Origin of the sequence: Novosphingobium album (ex Hu et al. 2023), from assembly GCF_022832385.1 — a bacterium.
Lineage (GTDB): Bacteria > Pseudomonadota > Alphaproteobacteria > Sphingomonadales > Sphingomonadaceae > Novosphingobium > Novosphingobium album.
Window position 1 is genome coordinate 50225 of the sequence record NZ_JALHLE010000003.1, and the last position, 18357, is coordinate 68581.

18 protein-coding genes are annotated in these 18357 nt (G+C 62.5%); 9 read left to right on the plus strand and 9 right to left on the minus strand.

Annotated elements, in window-relative coordinates:
- Positions 1 to 107: 107 nt before the first annotated feature.
- Positions 108 to 1004 carry a helix-turn-helix domain-containing protein gene (locus tag MTR64_RS02450; protein WP_243990342.1) on the minus strand — a complete coding sequence of 299 codons (897 nt, stop codon included), beginning with the start codon at positions 1002 to 1004 and terminating at the stop codon, positions 108 to 110.
- A 168-nt stretch (positions 1005 to 1172) separates the two neighbouring features.
- On the opposite strand from MTR64_RS02450, the gene MTR64_RS02455 reads away from it, so the two are divergent.
- Genes MTR64_RS02455 through MTR64_RS02465 form a run of 3 tightly spaced genes read left to right on the plus strand, consistent with a single transcriptional unit; the run spans position 1173 to position 4269 of the window.
- Positions 1173 to 1964 carry an SDR family NAD(P)-dependent oxidoreductase gene (locus MTR64_RS02455; protein ID WP_243990344.1) on the plus strand — a complete coding sequence of 264 codons (792 nt, stop codon included), beginning with the start codon at positions 1173 to 1175 and terminating at the stop codon, positions 1962 to 1964.
- Between the two features lie 37 nt (positions 1965 to 2001).
- Positions 2002 to 3009, plus strand: coding sequence for a zinc-dependent alcohol dehydrogenase (locus MTR64_RS02460; RefSeq protein ID WP_243990346.1), 1008 nt, complete (start codon positions 2002 to 2004; stop codon positions 3007 to 3009).
- Positions 3010 to 3012: 3 nt separating this feature from the next.
- A complete protein-coding gene (locus MTR64_RS02465) occupies positions 3013 to 4269 on the plus strand; it encodes an MBL fold metallo-hydrolase (RefSeq protein ID WP_243990347.1) in 1257 nt (418 codons plus the stop codon).
- 46 nt (positions 4270 to 4315) lie between these two features.
- On the opposite strand, the gene MTR64_RS02470 is transcribed toward MTR64_RS02465, so the two are convergent.
- Positions 4316 to 5242, minus strand: a complete 927-nt coding sequence (locus MTR64_RS02470) for a helix-turn-helix transcriptional regulator (RefSeq protein ID WP_243990349.1) — start codon at positions 5240 to 5242, stop codon at positions 4316 to 4318.
- 252 nt (positions 5243 to 5494) lie between these two features.
- Between MTR64_RS02470 and cysD the strand changes: the two genes are divergently transcribed.
- From cysD to MTR64_RS02485, 3 genes are read left to right on the plus strand one after another with little or no spacing between them, the layout of a single operon-like run.
- On the plus strand, positions 5495 to 6397 hold the full coding sequence (cysD, locus tag MTR64_RS02475) for a sulfate adenylyltransferase subunit CysD (protein ID WP_243990356.1): 903 nt from the start codon (positions 5495 to 5497) through the stop codon (positions 6395 to 6397).
- Positions 6397 to 8316, plus strand: coding sequence for a sulfate adenylyltransferase subunit CysN (gene cysN / locus MTR64_RS02480; RefSeq protein WP_243990357.1), 1920 nt, complete (start codon positions 6397 to 6399; stop codon positions 8314 to 8316). The genes cysD and cysN overlap by 1 nt, the downstream gene beginning before the upstream one ends.
- Positions 8316 to 9053, plus strand: coding sequence for a 3'(2'),5'-bisphosphate nucleotidase CysQ (locus MTR64_RS02485; RefSeq protein WP_243990358.1), 738 nt, complete (start codon positions 8316 to 8318; stop codon positions 9051 to 9053). Before cysN ends, MTR64_RS02485 begins: the two co-directional genes overlap by 1 nt.
- 124 nt (positions 9054 to 9177) lie before the next feature.
- Here the strand turns inward: MTR64_RS02485 and MTR64_RS02490 are convergent, their stop codons facing one another.
- The 7 genes from MTR64_RS02490 to MTR64_RS02520 form a co-directional block, all read right to left on the minus strand.
- Complete coding sequence (locus MTR64_RS02490) at positions 9178 to 9741, minus strand: MarR family transcriptional regulator (protein ID WP_243990359.1); 564 nt, start codon at positions 9739 to 9741, stop codon at positions 9178 to 9180.
- Positions 9742 to 9928: 187 nt separating this feature from the next.
- Positions 9929 to 10093, minus strand: a complete 165-nt coding sequence (locus tag MTR64_RS02495) for a hypothetical protein (protein ID WP_243990360.1) — start codon at positions 10091 to 10093, stop codon at positions 9929 to 9931.
- Positions 10094 to 10371: 278 nt separating this feature from the next.
- Positions 10372 to 11325, minus strand: coding sequence for an aldo/keto reductase (locus MTR64_RS02500; RefSeq protein ID WP_243990366.1), 954 nt, complete (start codon positions 11323 to 11325; stop codon positions 10372 to 10374).
- The gene (gene ribH, locus MTR64_RS02505; protein ID WP_243990368.1) at positions 11318 to 11740 is read right to left on the minus strand and encodes a 6,7-dimethyl-8-ribityllumazine synthase; all 423 of its coding nucleotides are present in this window, start codon (positions 11738 to 11740) and stop codon (positions 11318 to 11320) included. Before ribH ends, MTR64_RS02500 begins: the two co-directional genes overlap by 8 nt.
- A 1-nt stretch (position 11741) precedes the next feature.
- Positions 11742 to 13055 (minus strand): 3,4-dihydroxy-2-butanone-4-phosphate synthase, encoded by a 1314-nt coding sequence (ribB, locus tag MTR64_RS02510; protein WP_243990370.1) that lies wholly within the window; start codon positions 13053 to 13055, stop codon positions 11742 to 11744.
- Between the two features lie 156 nt (positions 13056 to 13211).
- Positions 13212 to 14045, minus strand: a complete 834-nt coding sequence (locus MTR64_RS02515) for a coniferyl-alcohol dehydrogenase (protein WP_243990371.1) — start codon at positions 14043 to 14045, stop codon at positions 13212 to 13214.
- A gap of 129 nt (positions 14046 to 14174) precedes the next feature.
- A complete protein-coding gene (locus MTR64_RS02520; RefSeq protein WP_243990387.1) occupies positions 14175 to 16271 on the minus strand; it encodes a PQQ-dependent dehydrogenase, methanol/ethanol family in 2097 nt (698 codons plus the stop codon).
- A 129-nt stretch (positions 16272 to 16400) separates the two neighbouring features.
- On the opposite strand from MTR64_RS02520, the gene MTR64_RS02530 reads away from it, so the two are divergent.
- The 3 genes from MTR64_RS02530 to MTR64_RS02540 are packed head-to-tail and all read left to right on the plus strand — an operon-like array spanning position 16401 to position 18357.
- Positions 16401 to 17081: a TetR/AcrR family transcriptional regulator gene (locus MTR64_RS02530; protein ID WP_327194241.1), complete on the plus strand. Its 681-nt coding sequence runs from the start codon at positions 16401 to 16403 to the stop codon at positions 17079 to 17081.
- Positions 17078 to 17533 carry an MEKHLA domain-containing protein gene (locus MTR64_RS02535; RefSeq protein WP_243990389.1) on the plus strand — a complete coding sequence of 152 codons (456 nt, stop codon included), beginning with the start codon at positions 17078 to 17080 and terminating at the stop codon, positions 17531 to 17533. The genes MTR64_RS02530 and MTR64_RS02535 overlap by 4 nt, the downstream gene beginning before the upstream one ends.
- Before the next feature lie 35 nt (positions 17534 to 17568).
- Positions 17569 to 18357, plus strand: a complete 789-nt coding sequence (locus MTR64_RS02540) for a kinase (RefSeq protein ID WP_243990697.1) — start codon at positions 17569 to 17571, stop codon at positions 18355 to 18357.

Here is an 18357-nt window from a genome sequence, read left to right on the forward strand (position 1 = left end):
TGGTCTCGGGCCATAGCGGCCTGTGTTCAGGCCCCGAATAACGCCCTGCCACCACCGATTGGCAATGCGCCACAAGACATAAATCAGGACATTAGATCGAAGTCAGGTCAAGACCCGGCATTGGCCAGTGCCGCGTCCAGTGCACGCCCCTGCCGCTGGCGGAACGTCGTGGGCGTGGTTCCCACCGCCCGCCGGAAGGCAAATGTGAAGCTCGATGGCGAGGCAAAGCCCATTGCAAAGGCAACCGCCTTCACGCTTTCACCTTCCATCAGCAGCCGCTTGGCCGCCTCCATCCGGCGCTGCTCGATATAGTCCCCGATGGAGCAGGCCCGGCTGACCCGGAATCCGCGTGTCAGTTGCCGCACGGAAAGACCGCAAAGTCCCGCCAGTTCCTCCAGCGAAGGAGCCTCGAGGTTTTCCGCCAGCCGTTCGTCGATCAGGCGCAACCGCCATCCGGCCAGCCCGCCAGTCACCGGCCTTTCTGCCACTTCATAGCAATAGCGGCCCAGCTCAATGGCCAGTTCGGCGCCGAGAAGTTCCAGCATTTTCGGGGCGGCCAGACCGGGATGACGAACCTCGGCGGTGATCCGGAACAACAGGGCCCGCACTTGCGCGCTGGCGATATCCAGCGTGGCCGCCAGATGCTGATCATCCCAAGTCAGGTCCCGGCCAACCACTTCGTGCACCAGCGCTGAATCAATCGTGCAGATCAGCGAAGCCTGCTTTCCGCTTTCGCCTTTGACATAGAGCTTCTCGCCCGGCGGCAGCATGAAGATGTCACCAATCCTCTCGAACCGATGCGGCCCCCAGCGGTCCCGGAAACCGCCGCGAGAATTGAGCGGCCGGGGCGTGAGGCACATGTTGACGTGATAGCGGTCGGAGACTTCGTGAAAGGTGGCCGTCGGCTCGGGAATCGCGAAACGGACGATCTGCGCGACAATGCCCGGCGCGCTCAGTTCGGCATCGACCGAAATGGTAGGTTGCTGCGCGGGGGTGGGGGGCAAAGGGCTCAACTCCAGTCTCGGTCAGGGGACCAGCATTATGTCCCCAATAGAAAAATTAGGCTGGAATTCTATTTCTGCTCCCCTTGATAGGCAAGCCTGAGCCGCCGAAACCTCTGCGCATAACCGCGCCGTTGCCGGCGCACGTTTCGGGATTGAGGAGATAGGACGATGGCCAAGGGCCTTTTCGACTGCACTGGCAAGGTAACCGTGGTGACCGGCGGCAATGGCGGCATCGGCTTCGGTTTTGCCATGGGTGTCGCCAAGATGGGCGGCGATGTCGCGATCTGGGCGCGCAACGCCGAAAAGAGCGCCAAGGCCAAGGCCGAACTGGAAGCGGCCGGTGCAGGTAAGGTCATCGCCTATCAGGTCGACGTCTCCGAGGAAGCGAACATCACCGAAGGCTATGCCAAGGTCATGGACGATTTCGGTCGGGTCGATTGCGTGTTCGCCAATTCGGGCGCCTCGCCGCGCTACAACTCGGTGTTCGAAATGCCGACCGAGCACTGGTACGATTTTCAGAAGACCGCGCTTCACGGTGCTTTCTTCACGCTGCGCGAAGGCGCACGCCTGATGAAGGAACGCGTCGAGGAGGGTGATACCACCGGTGGCAGCCTTGTGGCTTGCGGCTCGCTCTCGTTATTCCAGGGCCTGCCGGGCAAGATGGAATATGCCGCCTCGAAGTGCGCCGTGGCCGCCACGATTCGCTGCCTCGCGATCGAACTCGCGCCGCTGGGCATCCGCGCCAACGTCGTCGCGCCGGGCCTGATCATTACGCCGATGATGGGCGAGGGCGCCCGCGCCGAAGGCGTGGCCGCGCACTTCGCGCCGACGATTCCGATGCAGCGCTGCGGCCGCCCGGCCGACTTTGAGGGCATCGGCGCCTACCTGTGCTCGGACGCCAGCTCGTTCATGACCGGCGAGACCGTCACCATCGACGGCGGCTACATGGTTCGTCCGTGATCCCGGACACAACGGGGCGGCACAAGGAGAGAGGCACATGGAACTGCTCACAATTCACGGCCCCGGCGATGTGCGTCTGGACAACTACGAACGACCCGGCGCGGGTGACGGCGATGTCGTCGTCAAGATGAAGTCGGTCGGTATTTGCGGGTCCGATCTCTCCTACATCAAGATCGGCGGCATCCCGCCGGGGAATGTCACCCCGCTCGGCCATGAAGGCGCGGGCGAGGTGATGGAAGTGGGCGCCGGGGTTTCGGGCATCGCGGTGGGCGATCCGGTGATTGTCAATCCGATGATGACCCCGGGCAACATCGGCTCTGGCGGACCGGAAGGCGCGTTCACCCAAGAACTGCTGGTGCGCGGGGCGAAGCTCGGCGAATCCATTCTGCCGATCCCCGAAGGCATCCCCTACGACGTGGCCGCCATGTGCGAGCCGCTGGCCGTCGCGATGCACGGCGTCAATCGCGCCGAAGTGAAACCGGGCGACAAGGTCGTGGTCTTCGGCTGCGGCCCGATCGGCCTTGGCATGGTGCTGTGGCTGGTCGATCGCGGCATTAAGGATGTGGTCGTGTTCGACCTCGCCGAGGAACGCCTCGAACGCGCCCGTGCACTGGGATGCCTGGCCGCGCTCGATCCCACAAAGGTCGACGTCCGCGCCGAACTGTCGCGGCTTCACGGCGAAGTGCCGAGCTATGGCCGCGTGGGCGTGGGCACCGATGCCTTCATCGATGCCGCGGGCGCGCCGAACATCCTGTCCGACGTGATCATGATGGCCAAGTTCCATTCGCGCATGGTGATCACTGCCGCGCACATGAGGCCGATCGAATTCCCCGTCGGTCGCATGCTGACCAGCGAAATGACGATCACCACCGCCATGGGCTATCCCACCGAGATGCCCGAAGTGATCGCCGCGATGCCGCGCCTGAAGGACACGATCGCGGGCATGATCAGCCACAAGCTGCCGTTCAGCGACGTGATGAAGGGCCTCGAGATTGCGGCAACGCCGCAGTCGAACAAGGTCATGATCGGGTTCGAGGAGGCCTGAGCGATGAGCGATACCAAGGACGCCCGCCCCAAGCTGGCCGGTCTCGTCCGTTCGGGCGACGAGCAGGCCGATGCCATCGCCGTCACCGACTTCATCTTTCAGGCCAACGACATCTCCAACGCCTACCTCGTGACCACGAGCGAAGGCGACGTGATGGTCAACACCGGCTTCATGGACAATGCCGAGCGCACCAAACGCCTGTTGGCGTCGCATCGCACCGGCCCGCTGGCCTTCATCATCCTGACCCAGAGCCATGCCGACCATTACGGCGCGGTGCCCGACTTCCTCGAAGAGGGGACGCAGGTCATCGGCGGCCCCGGTTTCAACGAGGCGCTGGCCGACATGATGCGGCTGCAGCCCTTCTTCGGCCCGCGCAGCGGCAAGCTTTGGGGCTCGACGCTCAAGCGCGGCGGCACCCCCAAGCCGCCGCCGGACGTGAAGCCGGACATCCTCGTCGACCGCAAACTGACGCTGGAACTGGGTGGCCGCACCTTCGAGATCATCTCCACGCCCGAGGGCGAGACGATCGACGCACTCACGGTTTGGATGCCCAAGGAAAAGATCGCCTTCACAGGCAATGTGTTCGGGCCGGTCTGGCTGTCGATGCCGTTCCTCAACACCCTGCGCGGTGACAAGCCGCGTCTGGTGCGCAACTACCTCAAGTCGCTGGAGACGATCCGCGATCTGGGCGCGGAAATCGTGATCACCGGCCACGGCGATGCCATTGTCGGCAAGGAGCGCATCAAAGCCGATCTCGACCAACTGCACGCCGCGGTTAGCTATGTACGCGACTACACGCTCGACGGCATGAAGGCGGGCAAGGACGTCCACAACCTGATGCGCGAATTCGCCTGGCCCGAGGGGCTGGAGATCGGCGAGTTCCACGGCAAGGCAAGCTGGGCGGTGAAGTCGATCTGGCGCGAATATTCGGGCTGGCTTCACTACGAGGACGGCACCACCGCGCTCTACGGCGTGCCGCGTTCCAGCGTGGATGCCGATCTCGCCGAACTGGCGGGCGGTGCGGATAAGCTCGCGGAACGGGCGAAGGCCAGGCTGAACGAAGGCAAGCCGCTCGAAGCCATCCACCTCGTCGATATCGCGCTGGGCGCCGATCCCGATTGCCGCCCGGCTCTCGACGTGAAGCGCGATGCCAATCAGGCGCTGCTGGCGGCCTGCGGCGGCAAGAACCTCAGCGAGACGATGTGGCTGCGTTCGGAGATCGCGGCGGCCGAGACTAAGCTGGGCGAGGGCGCTTGCTAGGGCAGTCAATGGCGCGGCAAATGGTGCCTTTCCCGCAGACCACCGCCTAAGCCATTACGGCGACACTATCGCTGACGAGCCGCACCAGTTCTGCTTGCCCGCGAACGCCCAGCGCCGCGTAGAGGCGCTTGGAATAGTTGCGCGCTGTCTCCAGGGTCAGTCCCATGTGTTCGGCGGCCTCGGCTATAGAACGGCCGTCGTTCAGAGCTACGGCCAGTTCCGCCTCGCGGCGAGGCAGGTCGAAGAGCGTAGCAAGCCGGTTCACGCTCTCGCTCGTCCGGGCGTTGGGCAGCCTGCAAAGCACGAGCATCGAAGGACGCGGCATGTCAGCCGTCGCGGATAGCAGCGCCTCCAGCCGCGGCTGTTCATTGAGAAGGAGCGGGCGGGGGGCTCCCGCGTCTTCGCTTGTGAAATGGGCTGCGGCCGCCATCAGTTCACGCTCTGTCTGGACTCCGAGGTCGCGCAGCCGCTCACCAATTCGGGGATGGTATCCTAACGTTTCCACCATCCAGGCATCCAGACGGGGATCAATCGACTGCAGCCGCGCCTCCCGGTCCATCACCATCCACGCCGTCGCCGAGCGAGCCAGTCCCTGAACACTGACGGCAGCGCGGATGCGGCTTCGTTCAAGTTCAACAGCGGCGCGCAGCGCTTCGCCCACATAGGGCGCGAGGTTCGAGAGCAGCGCGCTGTCCGATGCCGTACAGTGGGCCGCCCGGGCCATGATAAGCCAGGCGCTGACATCGCCGATATCGGGAATGCGCACGACGCGCTCGTCCGCGATACCGAGCTTTTGCATGCGCCGTTTTCGCTCGGCGCGGTAAACCGGATCGTGGTCGAAAAATTCAGAAATCGAATAGACGCGGCCCGGCCGCAAGCTGTCGTAGTGGAAGCGGTCAAGCGCGTGCGTATCGAGCGGATCCGAACTTTGCGCGCGGGCTCGCAGGTCGATTCCTGCACTGAATTCGATCACATTTGCGTTCACTCCGCTGCCCGTGCGCTGGATCAGGCCAATGTATTCGGCGCCGATCCGCCGCCTAAACCTTTCAAGAAACGTCGAAAATGGCGCATCCTCTGACAGTCCGCTAAGAAGCGGAAGCAAAAGATCGGTTTCATCGTGACTGGTCAATGTCATACCCTCCCATATGGGAGGTTTTTGCAAATGTCATCCCTGCAAAGAGAGTCGCGACCCGGAAACGGGGCTAAATCAACAAAGGGATGTTCGATGAAAACCCTGACACACCTCGAGAGGCTGGAGGCTGAAAGCATCCACATCATCCGGGAAGTCGTCGCCGAGGCTGAAAAGCCGGTGATGCTCTACTCGGTCGGCAAGGACAGCGCCGTCATGCTGCACCTTGCCCGCAAGGCGTTCTATCCTTCTCCGCCGCCGTTTCCGCTGCTCCACGTCGACACCACGTGGAAATTCCAGGCGATGTACGAGCTGCGCGACAAGATGGCCGAGATGTCGGGCATGGACCTGCTCGTCTATCACAACCCCGAGGCGCAGGAAAAAGGCATCAATCCTTTCGACCACGGTTCGCTCCACACCGACATGTGGAAGACCGAAGGGCTGAAGCAGGCGCTGGACAAGTACGGCTTTGACGCCGCCTTCGGCGGTGCGCGCCGCGACGAGGAAAAGAGCCGCGCCAAGGAGCGCATCTTCTCGTTCCGCACGCAGTCGCATGGCTGGGACCCCAAGAATCAGCGCCCCGAGCTGTGGAACCTCTACAACGCCAAGAAGGCCAAGGGTGAATCGATCCGCGTCTTCCCGATCTCGAACTGGACCGAGCTCGACATCTGGCAGTACATCCACCTCAACGACATTCCGATCGTGCCGCTCTACTTCGCCGACGAGCGCCCCACCGTGGAGCGTGACGGCATGCTGGTGATGGTCGATGACGACCGCTTCCCGCTCAAGCCCGGCGAAAAGCCGGTGATGCGTTCGGTCCGCTTCCGCACGCTCGGCTGCTACCCGCTGACGGGTGCCGTCGAGAGCACGGCCAAGACTCTCCCCGAGGTGATTCAGGAAACCCTGCTCACCACCACGTCCGAGCGGCAGGGCCGCGCCATCGACAAAGATGCCGGCGGCGCCGGCATGGAAGTCAAGAAGCAGCAGGGGTACTTCTGATGACCACCAAGACCGAAGAACCCGTCTACGTCGTCGACAGCCTGATCGCGGAGGACATCGACGCCTACCTCGATCAGCACGAACACAAGACGATGCTGCGCTTCATCACCTGCGGCAGCGTCGATGACGGCAAGTCCACGCTGATCGGCCGCCTGCTCTACGATTCGAAGATGATCTTCGAGGACCAGCTCGACGCGCTGACCTCGGATTCGAAGAAGGTCGGCACGCAGGGGCAGGACATCGACTTCGCACTGCTGGTCGATGGCCTTGCCGCCGAGCGCGAGCAGGGCATCACCATCGACGTTGCCTACCGCTTCTTCAACACCGAGAAGCGCAAGTTCATCGTCGCCGACTGCCCGGGCCACGAGCAGTACACCCGCAACATGGTCACCGGCGCCTCGACCGCCGACCTCGCGGTGATCCTGATCGACGCGCGCAAAGGCGTGCTCGTCCAAACCCGCCGTCACAGCTACCTGTGCCACCTGCTGGGCGTGAAGAACATCGTGCTGGCCGTCAACAAGATGGACCTTGTCGACTACAAGCAGGAGGTCTTCGACAAGATCGTCGCCGATTACACCGCCTTCGCGCAGTCGATCGGCATCGAGTCGTTCACCGCAATGCCGATCTCTGGCTTCAAAGGCGACAACATCACCAAACTGTCGGAAAACACCCCCTGGTACACGGGCCCGTCGCTGGTCGAGCACCTTGAGACCGTCGAAGTGCTCAGCTCGGTCGATGCCGAAAAGGCCTTCCGCATGCCGGTGCAGTGGGTCAACCGTCCGAACCTCGACTTCCGCGGCTTCTCCGGCCTGATCGCCACTGGCGGCGTGAAGCCGGGCGACAAGATCCGCGTCCTGCCCTCGGGCAAGACCAGCACGGTCAGCAAGATCGTTACGTTCGACGGCGAGCTGGACGAGGCCGTCGCTGGCCAGTCGGTCACCGTCTGCTTCGAGGACGAGATCGACTGCTCGCGCGGTTCGGTGATCTCGATCGCGGACAACCCGCCGCAGACCGCAGACCAGTTCGAATCCACGATCGTGTGGATGGCGGACGAGGCCATGGTTCCGGGCCGCGCCTACTGGCTCAAGCTCGGCACCCAGATGGTTTCGGCGACGGTTCAGGAGCCGAAGTACGAAGTCAACGTCAACACCATGGAGCACCTGGCGGCCAAGACGCTGGAGCTGAACGCCATCGGCGTGGCTGAGATCGCGACCGACAAGCAGGTGGTGTTCGAGCCCTACGGCGAGAACCGCGCGCTGGGCGGCTTCATCCTGATCGACAAGATGACCAATGCCACGGTCGCGGCCGGCATGCTGAACTTCAGCCTGCGTCGTTCGCAGAACGTGCACTGGCAGGCGCTCGACATCGGTCGCAAGCAGCACGCTGCGCTGAAGAACCAGACCCCGGCTGTCCTGTGGTTCACCGGCCTGTCGGGCTCAGGCAAGTCGACGATCGCCAACCTCGTCGAGAAGAAGCTGCACCGGATGAACCGGCACACCTTCCTGCTCGACGGTGACAACGTGCGCCACGGTCTCAACAAGGATCTGGGCTTCACCGAGGCGGACCGCATCGAGAACATCCGTCGTGTGGGCGAAGTCTCCAAGCTTATGGCGGACGCGGGCCTGATCGTCATCACCGCCTTCATCTCGCCGTTCCAGGCCGACCGTGAGATGGTGCGCTCGATGCTGCCCGAAGGCGAATTCTTCGAGGTATTCATCGACACGCCGCTGAAGGTGGCCGAAGCGCGCGACGTCAAGGGCCTCTACAAGAAGGCGCGTTCGGGTGAACTGAAGAACTTCACCGGCATCGACAGCCCCTATGAAGCGCCGCGCAGTCCGGAACTCCGGATCGACACCACCGTACTGTCACCCGAAGAGGCTGCAAACCTCATTGTCGACACTCTGCTGGGAGACGCATGATGAGCATGACTGACGGTGATCTCGCCGCCCATCTGGCCGATCAGGCCGGCAAGATCCTCCTGCAGGTTCGCGCTTCGGGCATGTTCGAGGGCAAGTCGCTCGGCAAGGCCGGGGACCAGACCGCGAACCAGTTCCTCGTCCATGCGCTGCGCCAGCAGCGCCCCGAGGACGGACTTCTCTCCGAAGAGGAGAAGGACAACGCGGAACGTCTCGCCAAGGAGCGGGTGTGGATCGTCGACCCTGTCGACGGCACCCGCGAATATGGCGAGGAGCGCACAGACTGGGCAGTCCATGTCGGCATGGCCGTGAACGGCGTGCCGGTGCTGGGTGCAGTTGCGCTGCCGGGCCTCGACGCCGTGCTGCGTTCGGACGAGCCGGGTCAAATCCCGGCTGCGCCTGAAAAGCTGCGCATGGTCGTAAGCCGCACGCGCCCTGCCAAGGAAGCAACCGGTGTATGCGAGGCGATCGGCGGCGAACTGGTCCCGATGGGCTCAGCCGGCGCCAAGGCGATGGCAATCCTGCGTGGCGAAGCGGACATCTACCTGCACTCAGGCGGCCAGTACGAGTGGGACAGCATGGCACCTGCCGCCGTCGCACTGGGCTGGGGCCTTCATGCCTCGCGCATCGACGGCAGCCCTCTCGTTTACAATCAGCAGGATGTCTACATGCCCGACCTGCTGATCTGCCGAAAGGAGCACGCCGATCTGGTGCTCGACAAGGTAAAGGCGTTCCTCTGACCGGAACCTGATCATGAATGCAGGCGGCCGGCACGAGGGGGGTGTAGTGCCGGCCGCCCGTTCGACTCCGGGCTCATCCCAGGCCTCAATTCTTCCTTGGGGAGAAGAGACAGCGGCCTGAAAACTATCGTGCAGCCACGGCCTGAGCGGGTGCATCATCCAGCAACACGATGGAACGGGATGCGGAGGCGAAGTAGTCGAGCATCGCGGAATAACCGCGTGCACTCAGCTTGACGTAGACCCGCCTGGCATCGCCGGGGTCGGCTTCGCGGGCCAGAAACTCATTCTTTTCGAGGATCGCAATCCAGCGCAGCGCAGTCGTAGAAGGGACTGCCGATCCGATACAGGCGCTGGTCACCGAGACCCGCCGGCGTTCCTTGGCCGCGATAAACAGGTCCAGGAGAATGTCCCAGGCGGGCTCCCCGAACAGATCTTCGGAAGCGAAGATCTTGGCACGCCTGCGGCGGTCGTCATAAGTCTGGCGCGCCAGTTCCACCCAAACCGGGTGGTCCTGCGTCGCAGCTCTGCCCTTGTGAACCTCGTGCTCACTCTCGGCCAAGAAGCAGGCAGGCAGTGAGGGCTTCTCGCCGATTTCGAGTTCGCGCGCCACGGCGAGCAATTCGTTCGCAATGGCAATGAGGCGAATGGCTTTCGCCCTGTTGCGCATCAACTGACCAGTGCTGTTCATCGACGAAGATCACCAAGCCCGGGGCCGCACCTTCCGTCACAACTGAAGATGCAGCGGTTACTTCATATTCATTGATGGAACAGCCCGAACAATGTTCCGGTTAATTCACCCGGATTTGGTCGTGACTATTGTTGACCACCAATGCCCAGAAATAGTGCCATCCGTTACCTTGGCCGTCTTGAAAAGCTTACTCCGGATCGGATTTACCTCGCGAGAGTCCAAGCTCATCACACAAGGCATTTATGGCCGCATCAAGATGTGCAGCTGCCATGAGAGCATTCAGCTCCTCTAATTTCATGAGACAAGCTTCCAGTTCATCTTTGACTGAAGTGGCGGCAGCAACCTTGTCCACTGGAATATTCTCCGATTCACGCCGCCACACCCGGTATCAGGGCAGTCTGCTTGGCAGCATCGAAGGGGGCTGTGAGATCGAAAGGGGTATGAACAACTTGCAATGTCCAAATCCGATCAAAATTTACAACCTCTTCATCCCCAATATACCACAAACACCACACTTGAATCGATTTATTCTTGCTGACAGCATTATTGCAACAATCACGAACATATTTTTAGTTAAATGGATTAACTTGCACAAAAAGCACGACCCAAGCTGGTGAATATTTCGCAGTTCTATGATTCGGTTGCCTGCAGCGCATTGTTAAGGCTCTGGATCTGTGCAGATCCGAGCGCCAGACGTGCCGCACCCACAAGATCAGCCACTTGCGCCGACGTTGTAGCACTTGCAATGGGCGCGGCGATGCCCGGCTGTGCATTGAGCCATGAAAGGGCAACTTGCGCGGGCGCAACATCCAGTTCAGCGGCAATCTCGCGCAATGCAGCCAGAACATGCCAGCCACCCCGAGCCGCCACGGCGTCGAGCGAATGCGCGCGGCTCGATCCAGCCCAGTCACTGGCACTTTGATATTTTCCGGTCAGGAAGCCCGCGGCGAGACCGTAGTAAGGCAGAACGGCAATGCCGCGGGCCACACAAAGGTCCTGCAAAGGGCCTTCGTATTCGTTTCGCTCAGCAAGATTATAGAGCGGCTGCATCACGGAGAAGCCTTGCGCGCCCATACGGTCTGCCGCGGCAAGGATTTCGGCGAGTCGGCTGGGCGAGTAATTCGAGGCCCCCAGCTCGCGCACTTTGCCCGCCCGCAACACCTCGTCATAGACGCCCGCGACCTCCTCGACCGGGGTCGTGCCATCGTCGCGATGGGCGTAGTACAAATCAATATAGTCCGTCCGCAGGCGATCAAGAGAACCTTCGAGCGCCTGCCGGACTTTCGTCGGCGCCAGAGAGCCGGGCGCGCCGCCCTGGCCGGTCTTCGTGCCGACCCGCATGTCCGTGCGCACGCCTCGGCTTTCCATCCATTCGCCAATGACCGCCTCGGATTCGCCGCCCTTGTTGCCGGGCACCCAGTTGGAATAGCCCTCGGCGGTATCGATCATCCGCCCGCCCGCTTCGTAAAAGGCGTCGAGCACGGCGAAGCTGTCATCCCTGCCGATCGTCCAGCCGAAGACATTGCCGCCGAGAACCAGAGGAATGCCTGCAAGCGCCGGATGATCGCCAGAAAATTCAGCCACCAAATTTCTCCCTCAATTCGAGCAGGGCGATCGCAGCCCTGGCTGCCTCACCGCCCTTGTCCTTCTGGGCCGGATCGGCGCGCACCAGCGCCTGAGCCTCGTTTTCCACGGTAAGGATGCCGTTACCGATGGCAATGCCGTCCATGGTCAGTGCCATGACCCCGCGTGCACTTTCACCCGCGACGATCTCGAAATGATAGGTCTCGCCGCGAATGACGACACCAATCGCGACATAACCATCGTACTCGCCGCCAGCCTCGGCCAGCGAGATGGCGCCGGGGATTTCCAGAGCGCCCGGGACGGTAATCACGTCAGCCTTGTGACCCGCCGCCTTGAGCGCGGCCTTGGCTCCGGCCACCAGCATGTCGTTGAGGTGATCGTAGAATCGGGCTTCGACAATGAGAAAGCGGGCCATATCAGTTCATTTCCAGCGTAACGTCAGAGGGGATCGGGCGTTCACCCACGATGTTGAGGCCATAGCCTTCGAGGGCCACGAGCGAGTGGTGCGTATTGGTCAGCAGCATCATGTCGTGAACGCCCAGTTCGGCCAGAATCTGGGCACCGACGCCATAATCACGCAGCTCTTCCAGATCGGGTGCTTCACCGGCGCGAACGCGTTGCTTGATGTCCATCAGGGTGGAAACAAGCTTGTTCATCGGCCGGTTGATCACGACGATGACACCGGCGCCTTCTTCGGCGATGATCTGCATGGAACGCTGCAGCAGATTGCTGCGGTCTTCGACCTCTTCGCCCAGAACATCGACGAATATCGAAAGCGTGTGCATGCGGACCAGCGTCGGCTTGGACGGGTCGATCCGCCCCTTGATCAGGGCCATGGTCTCGTCCCCGGTTGCCTTGTTGAAATAGCTCCGGGCAGTCCACTGTCCGCCGAAGCGGCTCTCGAAGGTGATCTCGTTGCGCTTTTCCACCATGCGGTCGTGCTTGCGGCGGTAGGCGATGAGATCGCGGATCGTGCCAATCTTCAGGTCGTGCATGCGCGCGAAGCTGATCAGGTCATCCATGCGTGCCATAGTCCCGTCATCGCGCATGATCTCGCAGATCACGCCCGAGGGGTTGAGACCGGCAAGCCGCGAGATGTCCACCGCCGCTTCCGTGTGCCCGGCCCGCACCAGCACGCCGCCATCGCGGGCACGCAGCGGGAAGACGTGGCCGGGCGTGACGATGTCGTCCTTGGTCTTGCTGCCATCAACCGCGACAGAGATCGTACGGGCACGGTCCCCGGCGGAAATCCCGGTGGTCACACCCTCGCGCGCCTCGATCGAAACGGTGAACGCGGTTTCGTGCCGGGTGCCGTTGTTCCGGCTCATCAGATTGAGGCCGAGCTGATCGACCCGCTCGCTGGTCAGCGTCAGGCAGATCAACCCGCGCCCGTGCGTGGCCATGAAGTTGATCGCGGCCGGAGTCGCCATCTGTGCGGGGATGACGAGATCGCCTTCGTTCTCGCGGTCCTCGTCATCGACGAGGATGAACATTCGGCCGTTGCGCGCCTCATCGATGATCTCCTCGATCGAAACGAGCACTTCGCGGTCATCATTCGAGAGGAGCACGCGCTCGAGCTTGCCCAGTGTTTCCGCCGTCGGATTCCAGTCCGCCTCGGTGCAGTCACGCAGGGTGTTGGCGTGGAGGCCTGCCGCGCGGGCGAGCCCGGCCTTGCTCATTCCGCCCTCGGAGACAAGCTGGCGAACCTTTTCAATCACATTGCTGGACATTGGAATATCGCTTTCACATTTTGATGTGAAGTCCGTACCTCCAAATCACATCGCAAGGCAATATCCATCTGTTGCCACTGTGGACCCATCCCCGAAATACGTGAGGGCAGACTTCGAAAAGCCCGCCCTCTGCGTTTCCCATGCGGGCAATATAATTCAGGCGTCCTGCTTCTTGCCGCCCATCATGGCAGTGATATCGACCTGGCCGGTGGCGAGGCCGCCCATGAAGCCGCCATCGACCGGCATGACGATACCATTGACGACGCCAGCCAGATCAGAGTTGATCAACACCAGCGGACCAGCCTGTTCTTCCGGCGTCGTGTAGCGGCCCAACGGCTCGGCGGCGGCATCAACCACGGCCTTGCCCGAAGTTTCGTGGAAGGTCTTCATCATCGGGGTCTGGGTGGGCGAGGGCAGCGAGCAGTTGATGCGGATGCCCTTCTTGATCAGCTGCGCGCCCATGAACTGGGTCCACACGATCACGGCTTCCTTCGAGAAGGCATATCCCTCAAAAACCTGATCCATGTTCGCTTCGCACCACTCGACACCGGCCTGGAAGCCTTGAGTCATCATCAACTGCATGTGAACGGGGATGCGGCGGCTCCAGCCCAGGCCGCCGGTCGAGGCGATCGAGACGATGGCGCCCTTGCCGTCCATCAGCGGGATGACCTGTTCGGTCAGGTGGCGGGTACCGAGGAAGTTCACCTTCATCACGTCCATCGGCGGGAAGCCGCCGCCGCCGGGAAGGCCGGCGCAGTTGAACAGTGCATCGACCTTGCCGCCGACACCGGCCACGGCCGCTTCGATGGTGGCCGGGTCGCGAAGGTCGATCTGCGTGAACGAGGCCATCGGCACCGCACTTTCCCTGAAGTCGAACCCATGCACTTCGGCGCCGAGATCGACCAGCAGCTTCGCGGTCGCTTCACCCATGCCCGAAAAGCAGCCGCTGACGATTACCCGCTTGCCCTTGTAGCCGAGAACATCACTCATCTTGTCCGTCCTTCCACGTTCGGGCCCGATGCGCGGCATCCAGCCCAAAAAAACCTGCGCCGTAGCTACGCGGGGAGGGCCCCTCGCTTCAACCGCTGTCCCGGCTGATCGCTGGCACGATAACGGAGATCACGACGGGCCCGAAGGCGCCGTATCGTCCTTGGGCCGCTTCCCCAGCGCCTCGCGGGCCCTGGCCCGGATATAGGCGTGAATCTGGCGGATTTGCGTGTCCGTCAGATACTCGAAGCGCGGCATTCCCAGTTCCATCAAGGCGCCCGAATGCAGCAGGTCCTTGAGACTGCCTGGGTCAAGCGCGATTGCCGATTCCCGCAAGTCCGGCCCCGGCGTTCCGGTGGCGTGCAGGCCGACGCCGTGGCAGGCGGCGCATTGCACCGAAAGCGCGCGTCCGGCGGCGACATCCGCCTCGTTGAGCTTGAGCGACGGATCATCGAGCGCGTGAACGGTGAAATCGGGTGGCGGTGAGGCTGGAAGCGTCTTGTCGCCGCCGATGGCGAATGTCAGCAGCCGCCGGGGCTGCACGCCGAACTTGTAGCCCATGTCCATCAATTGCCCGTAAGCGGCAGTTGAGCCCCCATAGCCGGCCAGCACCGACACGTATTGCTTGCCGCCGAGGCTGTAGCTCATCGGTGCGCCGACAATGCCGAGCCCAGCGTTGAACTTCCAGAGTTCCTTGCCGGTCTTGCCGTCGTAGGCCTTGAAGTAGCCCGTAGCGGTGCCCTGGAAGACCAGACCGCCCGCGGTCGCCAGTGTCCCGCCGTTCCACAGGCCCTTGTGCTGGACGCGCCAGACTTCCTTCTGCGCCACCGGATCCCAGGCGACCAGCGAGCCATGGCCGTCGCCGGGGTCTTTCTTGAGCGCGCTGACCGACACACCCATGACGTCGAACGCATCGTCCGGCCCGCCTTCGCGCGAGAAGCGCTGGGCGATCTGCTGCACCGGAATGTAGACGAGCCCCGTGCGCGGGCTGAAACTCATCGACTGCCAGTCATGTCCGCCGACACCGCCCGGCCACACGATCGAGGCTCCGGTCACGTAGTGCGCATCGGGGCTGATTTCCGGAACTCCGGTCTTCGGATCGACACGCGTAGCCCAGGTGACCTTGGTCGTCTTGCCGGGTTCGTTGAGCAGCTTTCCGGTCTCCCGGTCGATGACGTAGAAGAAGCCGTTCTTGGGCGCCTGCATCAGCACCTTGTGCATTTTTCCGCCAATTTCGAGACTGGCCAGCGTCATCTGCGAGGTATTGTCATAGTCCCAGGAATCGCCGGGCACGGGCTGGTAGTGCCAGGCGTACTTGCCGGTGGCGGCGTCGAGCGCGAGGATTGAGGCAGTGTAGAGATTGCCCCCGGGGCCGCGCGCCTGCTGATCGTATGGGGCGGCGTTGCCGGTACCAATGTAGACGCGGTCCATTTCCGGATCGAACGTCATCGCATTCCACGGCCCGCCACCGCCGCCGGTCTTCTTCCAGAAGCCGTCCTCCCAGGTCTTGGCGGCCGCTTCCATGGCAGGGTTGCCCTTGTTGTCCTCTGGCGAGCCGGGAACGATGTAAAAGCGCCAGAGCTGCTTGCCGGTCGCGTCGTCGTATGCCGTCACGAAGCCCCGCGTGCCGAAGTCCGCGCCACCGTTGCCGATGATGACCTTGCCGTTCATCACGCGCGGTGCGCCGGTCACGATCGCGTTGACGCCCTCGGGGATGGTCTCGGCGACCCACAGCTCCTTGCCGGTCCCGGCATCGAGAGCGAACAGGCGCCCATCGAGCGAGGCAGCATAGACCCTGCCATTCTCAAAGGCGACACCGCGGTTGGCCCCGAAAGAGAAGTGCATCGCCTTCGGGTTGTGCTTCCACGTTTCGGGATCGTAGGTCCATTTGATCTGGCCGGTCCTGGCATCGACCGCGTAGACCTTGGCATGGCTGCCGGTGAAATAGATCGTTCCGCCCACCTCGACCGGGGTCGCCTCCAGGGTGACTTCGCCCGGCAAATCGAGCGACCATGCCAGGCCCAGTTTGCTTATACTGCCGGTGGTCACCTGATCGAGCCGCGAATAGCTCGTCTCGTCGGCGCCGCCGCCCACGCCGGTCCAGTCGTCTCCGCCGCCTACCCCAGCATCGGATGCGCTGGAACTGCCGCCAGGGCCGGAACATCCACCTAGAGCACCTGCGAAAACAACCGCCGTGATCGCCAAGACCGGCAGGATCCTACGCCGCATATCGAAACCTCTCCCATGATTTGGCGTCTTGTCTAAGGCAGTTTGAGCCATTGTAAATCGCATCTTGGCCGGCTCGCAATTGGGGCGGTGGCTTGCTAGGGCAGAAGGATGTAAAGGCAGGCGGAAGGTTTGCAGTTGGCAACAAGGCTGGTCAGCGCGCGCAAGAAGAAAGAGGATCGGCGTCAGGCAATCCTCGAGGCTGCGGCACGCCGGTTTGCCGAGTTCGGTTTCGAGGCGACGACCGTGCGCCAGATCGCTGATGACGTGAACATTCTGTCCGGCAGCCTCTATCATCATTTCGCGACGAAGGAAGAAATGCTCGGCGAAGCCGTGCGCGACGCGGTGCTGGACCAGCGTGAGCGGGCACAATGCATTGCCGCCTTGCCTTGCGATGCCGAGACGAAGCTCGTGACGTTGATCCGCGAGGAACTGGCAGCGCTGGCGGGGCGGATCGAGGCCTATGCGATCATTTTCAACGAGCGCAAACTCTTCCGCCGCAATCCCGATTTTCTCTATCTGATGAAAGCACGCAAGGAAACCTTCGAGGCCTGGCGCAGCGTGCTGGAGCAGGGGGTCCTGGAGGGGCAGTTCCATGCCAGGATCGATAGCTATCTGACGATCTCGGCAATCATGCGCATGCTCAACTCGGGCGCCGACTGGTACCGGCACGAGGATGGCTCGCCGCTCGATGCGCTGGCTGAATATTCGCTCGAAGCGCTGACGGAGTTCTACGCCGGTTTCGTGCTGCGCTCGGTACGTTCTGCGGAACGGGCCGCGCAGCCGGTACCGGCCGCTGCGGAACTGGCATGACTGGTCCGGTCCCCGTCATCTACCGCGAACCGGAAAGGGCTGCGCGGATCGCGTTGATCGCGGAGAGTTATGCCCGGCTGCTGGGACAGCCGCTGACCGGAGAGGCAAGTGATGTGCTTGCCGCCTTGTGGGCTTCACCTCTCGCTATCGTCGCGCATGGCACCGAAACGGACCCCATATTTTTCTTCGGCAATGCGGCTGCGCTCACCGCTTTCGAAACAGACGTGGAAGCCTTTACCCGCATACCTTCCCGGCTTTCCGCCGAAGCGCCCTTGCGTGAGGAACGGCAGGCTCTGCTGGACCGGGTCACCGCCAACGGCTTTATCGACGACTACGCGGGCGTCCGCATCAGCGCCAAGGGAAAGCGGTTCCACATTGGCCCGGCGGTGGTGTGGAACCTCGCCGATGCCGAAGGGCGCCGCCATGGCCAGGCTGCCTGTTTCGCACCATGACGCACCGGCCTGACCCGCGCGTGATCACTGCCGTCATGGCGCAAGTGCAAGCGGTATTTGCTCAGTCTCCCCGGCGGCCCGCCGTTATCGGCCTGTGCGGCGCACAGGGCTCGGGCAAGACGACTCTGGCGCGGGCCGTGCTGAAGGCATGTGAAGGTGCCGGTTTGCGGGCGGCGGTGCTCTCGATCGATGATCTTTACCTGACCCTTGCGGAGCGGCAGACGCTGGCACGCGACGTCCATCCCTTGCTGGCAACGCGCGGGGTTCCCGGCACACACGATGTCACCTTGGGACTGTCCGTGTTTGCCGCGCTCGATGCCGGCGAACGTGTCGCCTTGCCGCGTTTCGACAAGGCTCATGACGACCGCGCTCCGCAGAGTGAATGGCCAAGTTCCCCGCTGGAATGCAATGTGCTGCTGTTCGAAGGCTGGTGCGTAGGAGCACGACCGCAGGCACGGGTCGATTTGCTGGTGCCGGTCAATGTGCTGGAAGCAAGCGAGGATGTCGACGCCAACTGGCGCACTTACGTGAACGATTCACTTTCAACCGCTTACCAAACATTGTTCGCGCGGATTGACAGATTAATTCTGCTAGCCGCACCGGGTTTCGAGGTGGTCCAGAACTGGCGGCTGGAACAGGAACACGAACTTGCGGCAAACGTGGGGAAGGGCGGCAAGGTGATGGATGAAGCGTCTATCGCGCGGTTTGTTGCCCATTACGAAAGACTGACGCGCTTCATTCTGCAGGAAATGCCCGGCCGCGCCGATCTCGTGATCAGGCTCGATGCTGCAAGGCAACCTGTAGAGATCAGAGAGCGTACCTGA

What these genes read in the sequence shown, in the direction of transcription:
- ribH (WP_243990368.1), bottom strand. Translation starts at nt 11,740, where the DNA reads ATGGCCCGCTTTCTCATTGTCGAAGCCCGATTCTACGATCACCTCAAC.
- MTR64_RS02460 (WP_243990346.1), top strand. Translation starts at nt 2,002, where the DNA reads ATGGAACTGCTCACAATTCACGGCCCCGGCGATGTGCGTCTGGACAAC.
- MTR64_RS02535 (WP_243990389.1), top strand. Translation starts at nt 17,078, where the DNA reads ATGACTGGTCCGGTCCCCGTCATCTACCGCGAACCGGAAAGGGCTGCG.
- cysN (WP_243990357.1), top strand. Translation starts at nt 6,397, where the DNA reads ATGACCACCAAGACCGAAGAACCCGTCTACGTCGTCGACAGCCTGATC.
- cysD (WP_243990356.1), top strand. Translation starts at nt 5,495, where the DNA reads ATGAAAACCCTGACACACCTCGAGAGGCTGGAGGCTGAAAGCATCCAC.
- ribB (WP_243990370.1), bottom strand. Translation starts at nt 13,055, where the DNA reads ATGTCCAGCAATGTGATTGAAAAGGTTCGCCAGCTTGTCTCCGAGGGC.
- MTR64_RS02540 (WP_243990697.1), top strand. Translation starts at nt 17,569, where the DNA reads ATGGCGCAAGTGCAAGCGGTATTTGCTCAGTCTCCCCGGCGGCCCGCC.
- MTR64_RS02455 (WP_243990344.1), top strand. Translation starts at nt 1,173, where the DNA reads ATGGCCAAGGGCCTTTTCGACTGCACTGGCAAGGTAACCGTGGTGACC.
- MTR64_RS02490 (WP_243990359.1), bottom strand. Translation starts at nt 9,741, where the DNA reads ATGAACAGCACTGGTCAGTTGATGCGCAACAGGGCGAAAGCCATTCGC.
- MTR64_RS02485 (WP_243990358.1), top strand. Translation starts at nt 8,316, where the DNA reads ATGAGCATGACTGACGGTGATCTCGCCGCCCATCTGGCCGATCAGGCC.
- MTR64_RS02520 (WP_243990387.1), bottom strand. Translation starts at nt 16,271, where the DNA reads ATGCGGCGTAGGATCCTGCCGGTCTTGGCGATCACGGCGGTTGTTTTC.
- MTR64_RS02465 (WP_243990347.1), top strand. Translation starts at nt 3,013, where the DNA reads ATGAGCGATACCAAGGACGCCCGCCCCAAGCTGGCCGGTCTCGTCCGT.
- MTR64_RS02515 (WP_243990371.1), bottom strand. Translation starts at nt 14,045, where the DNA reads ATGAGTGATGTTCTCGGCTACAAGGGCAAGCGGGTAATCGTCAGCGGC.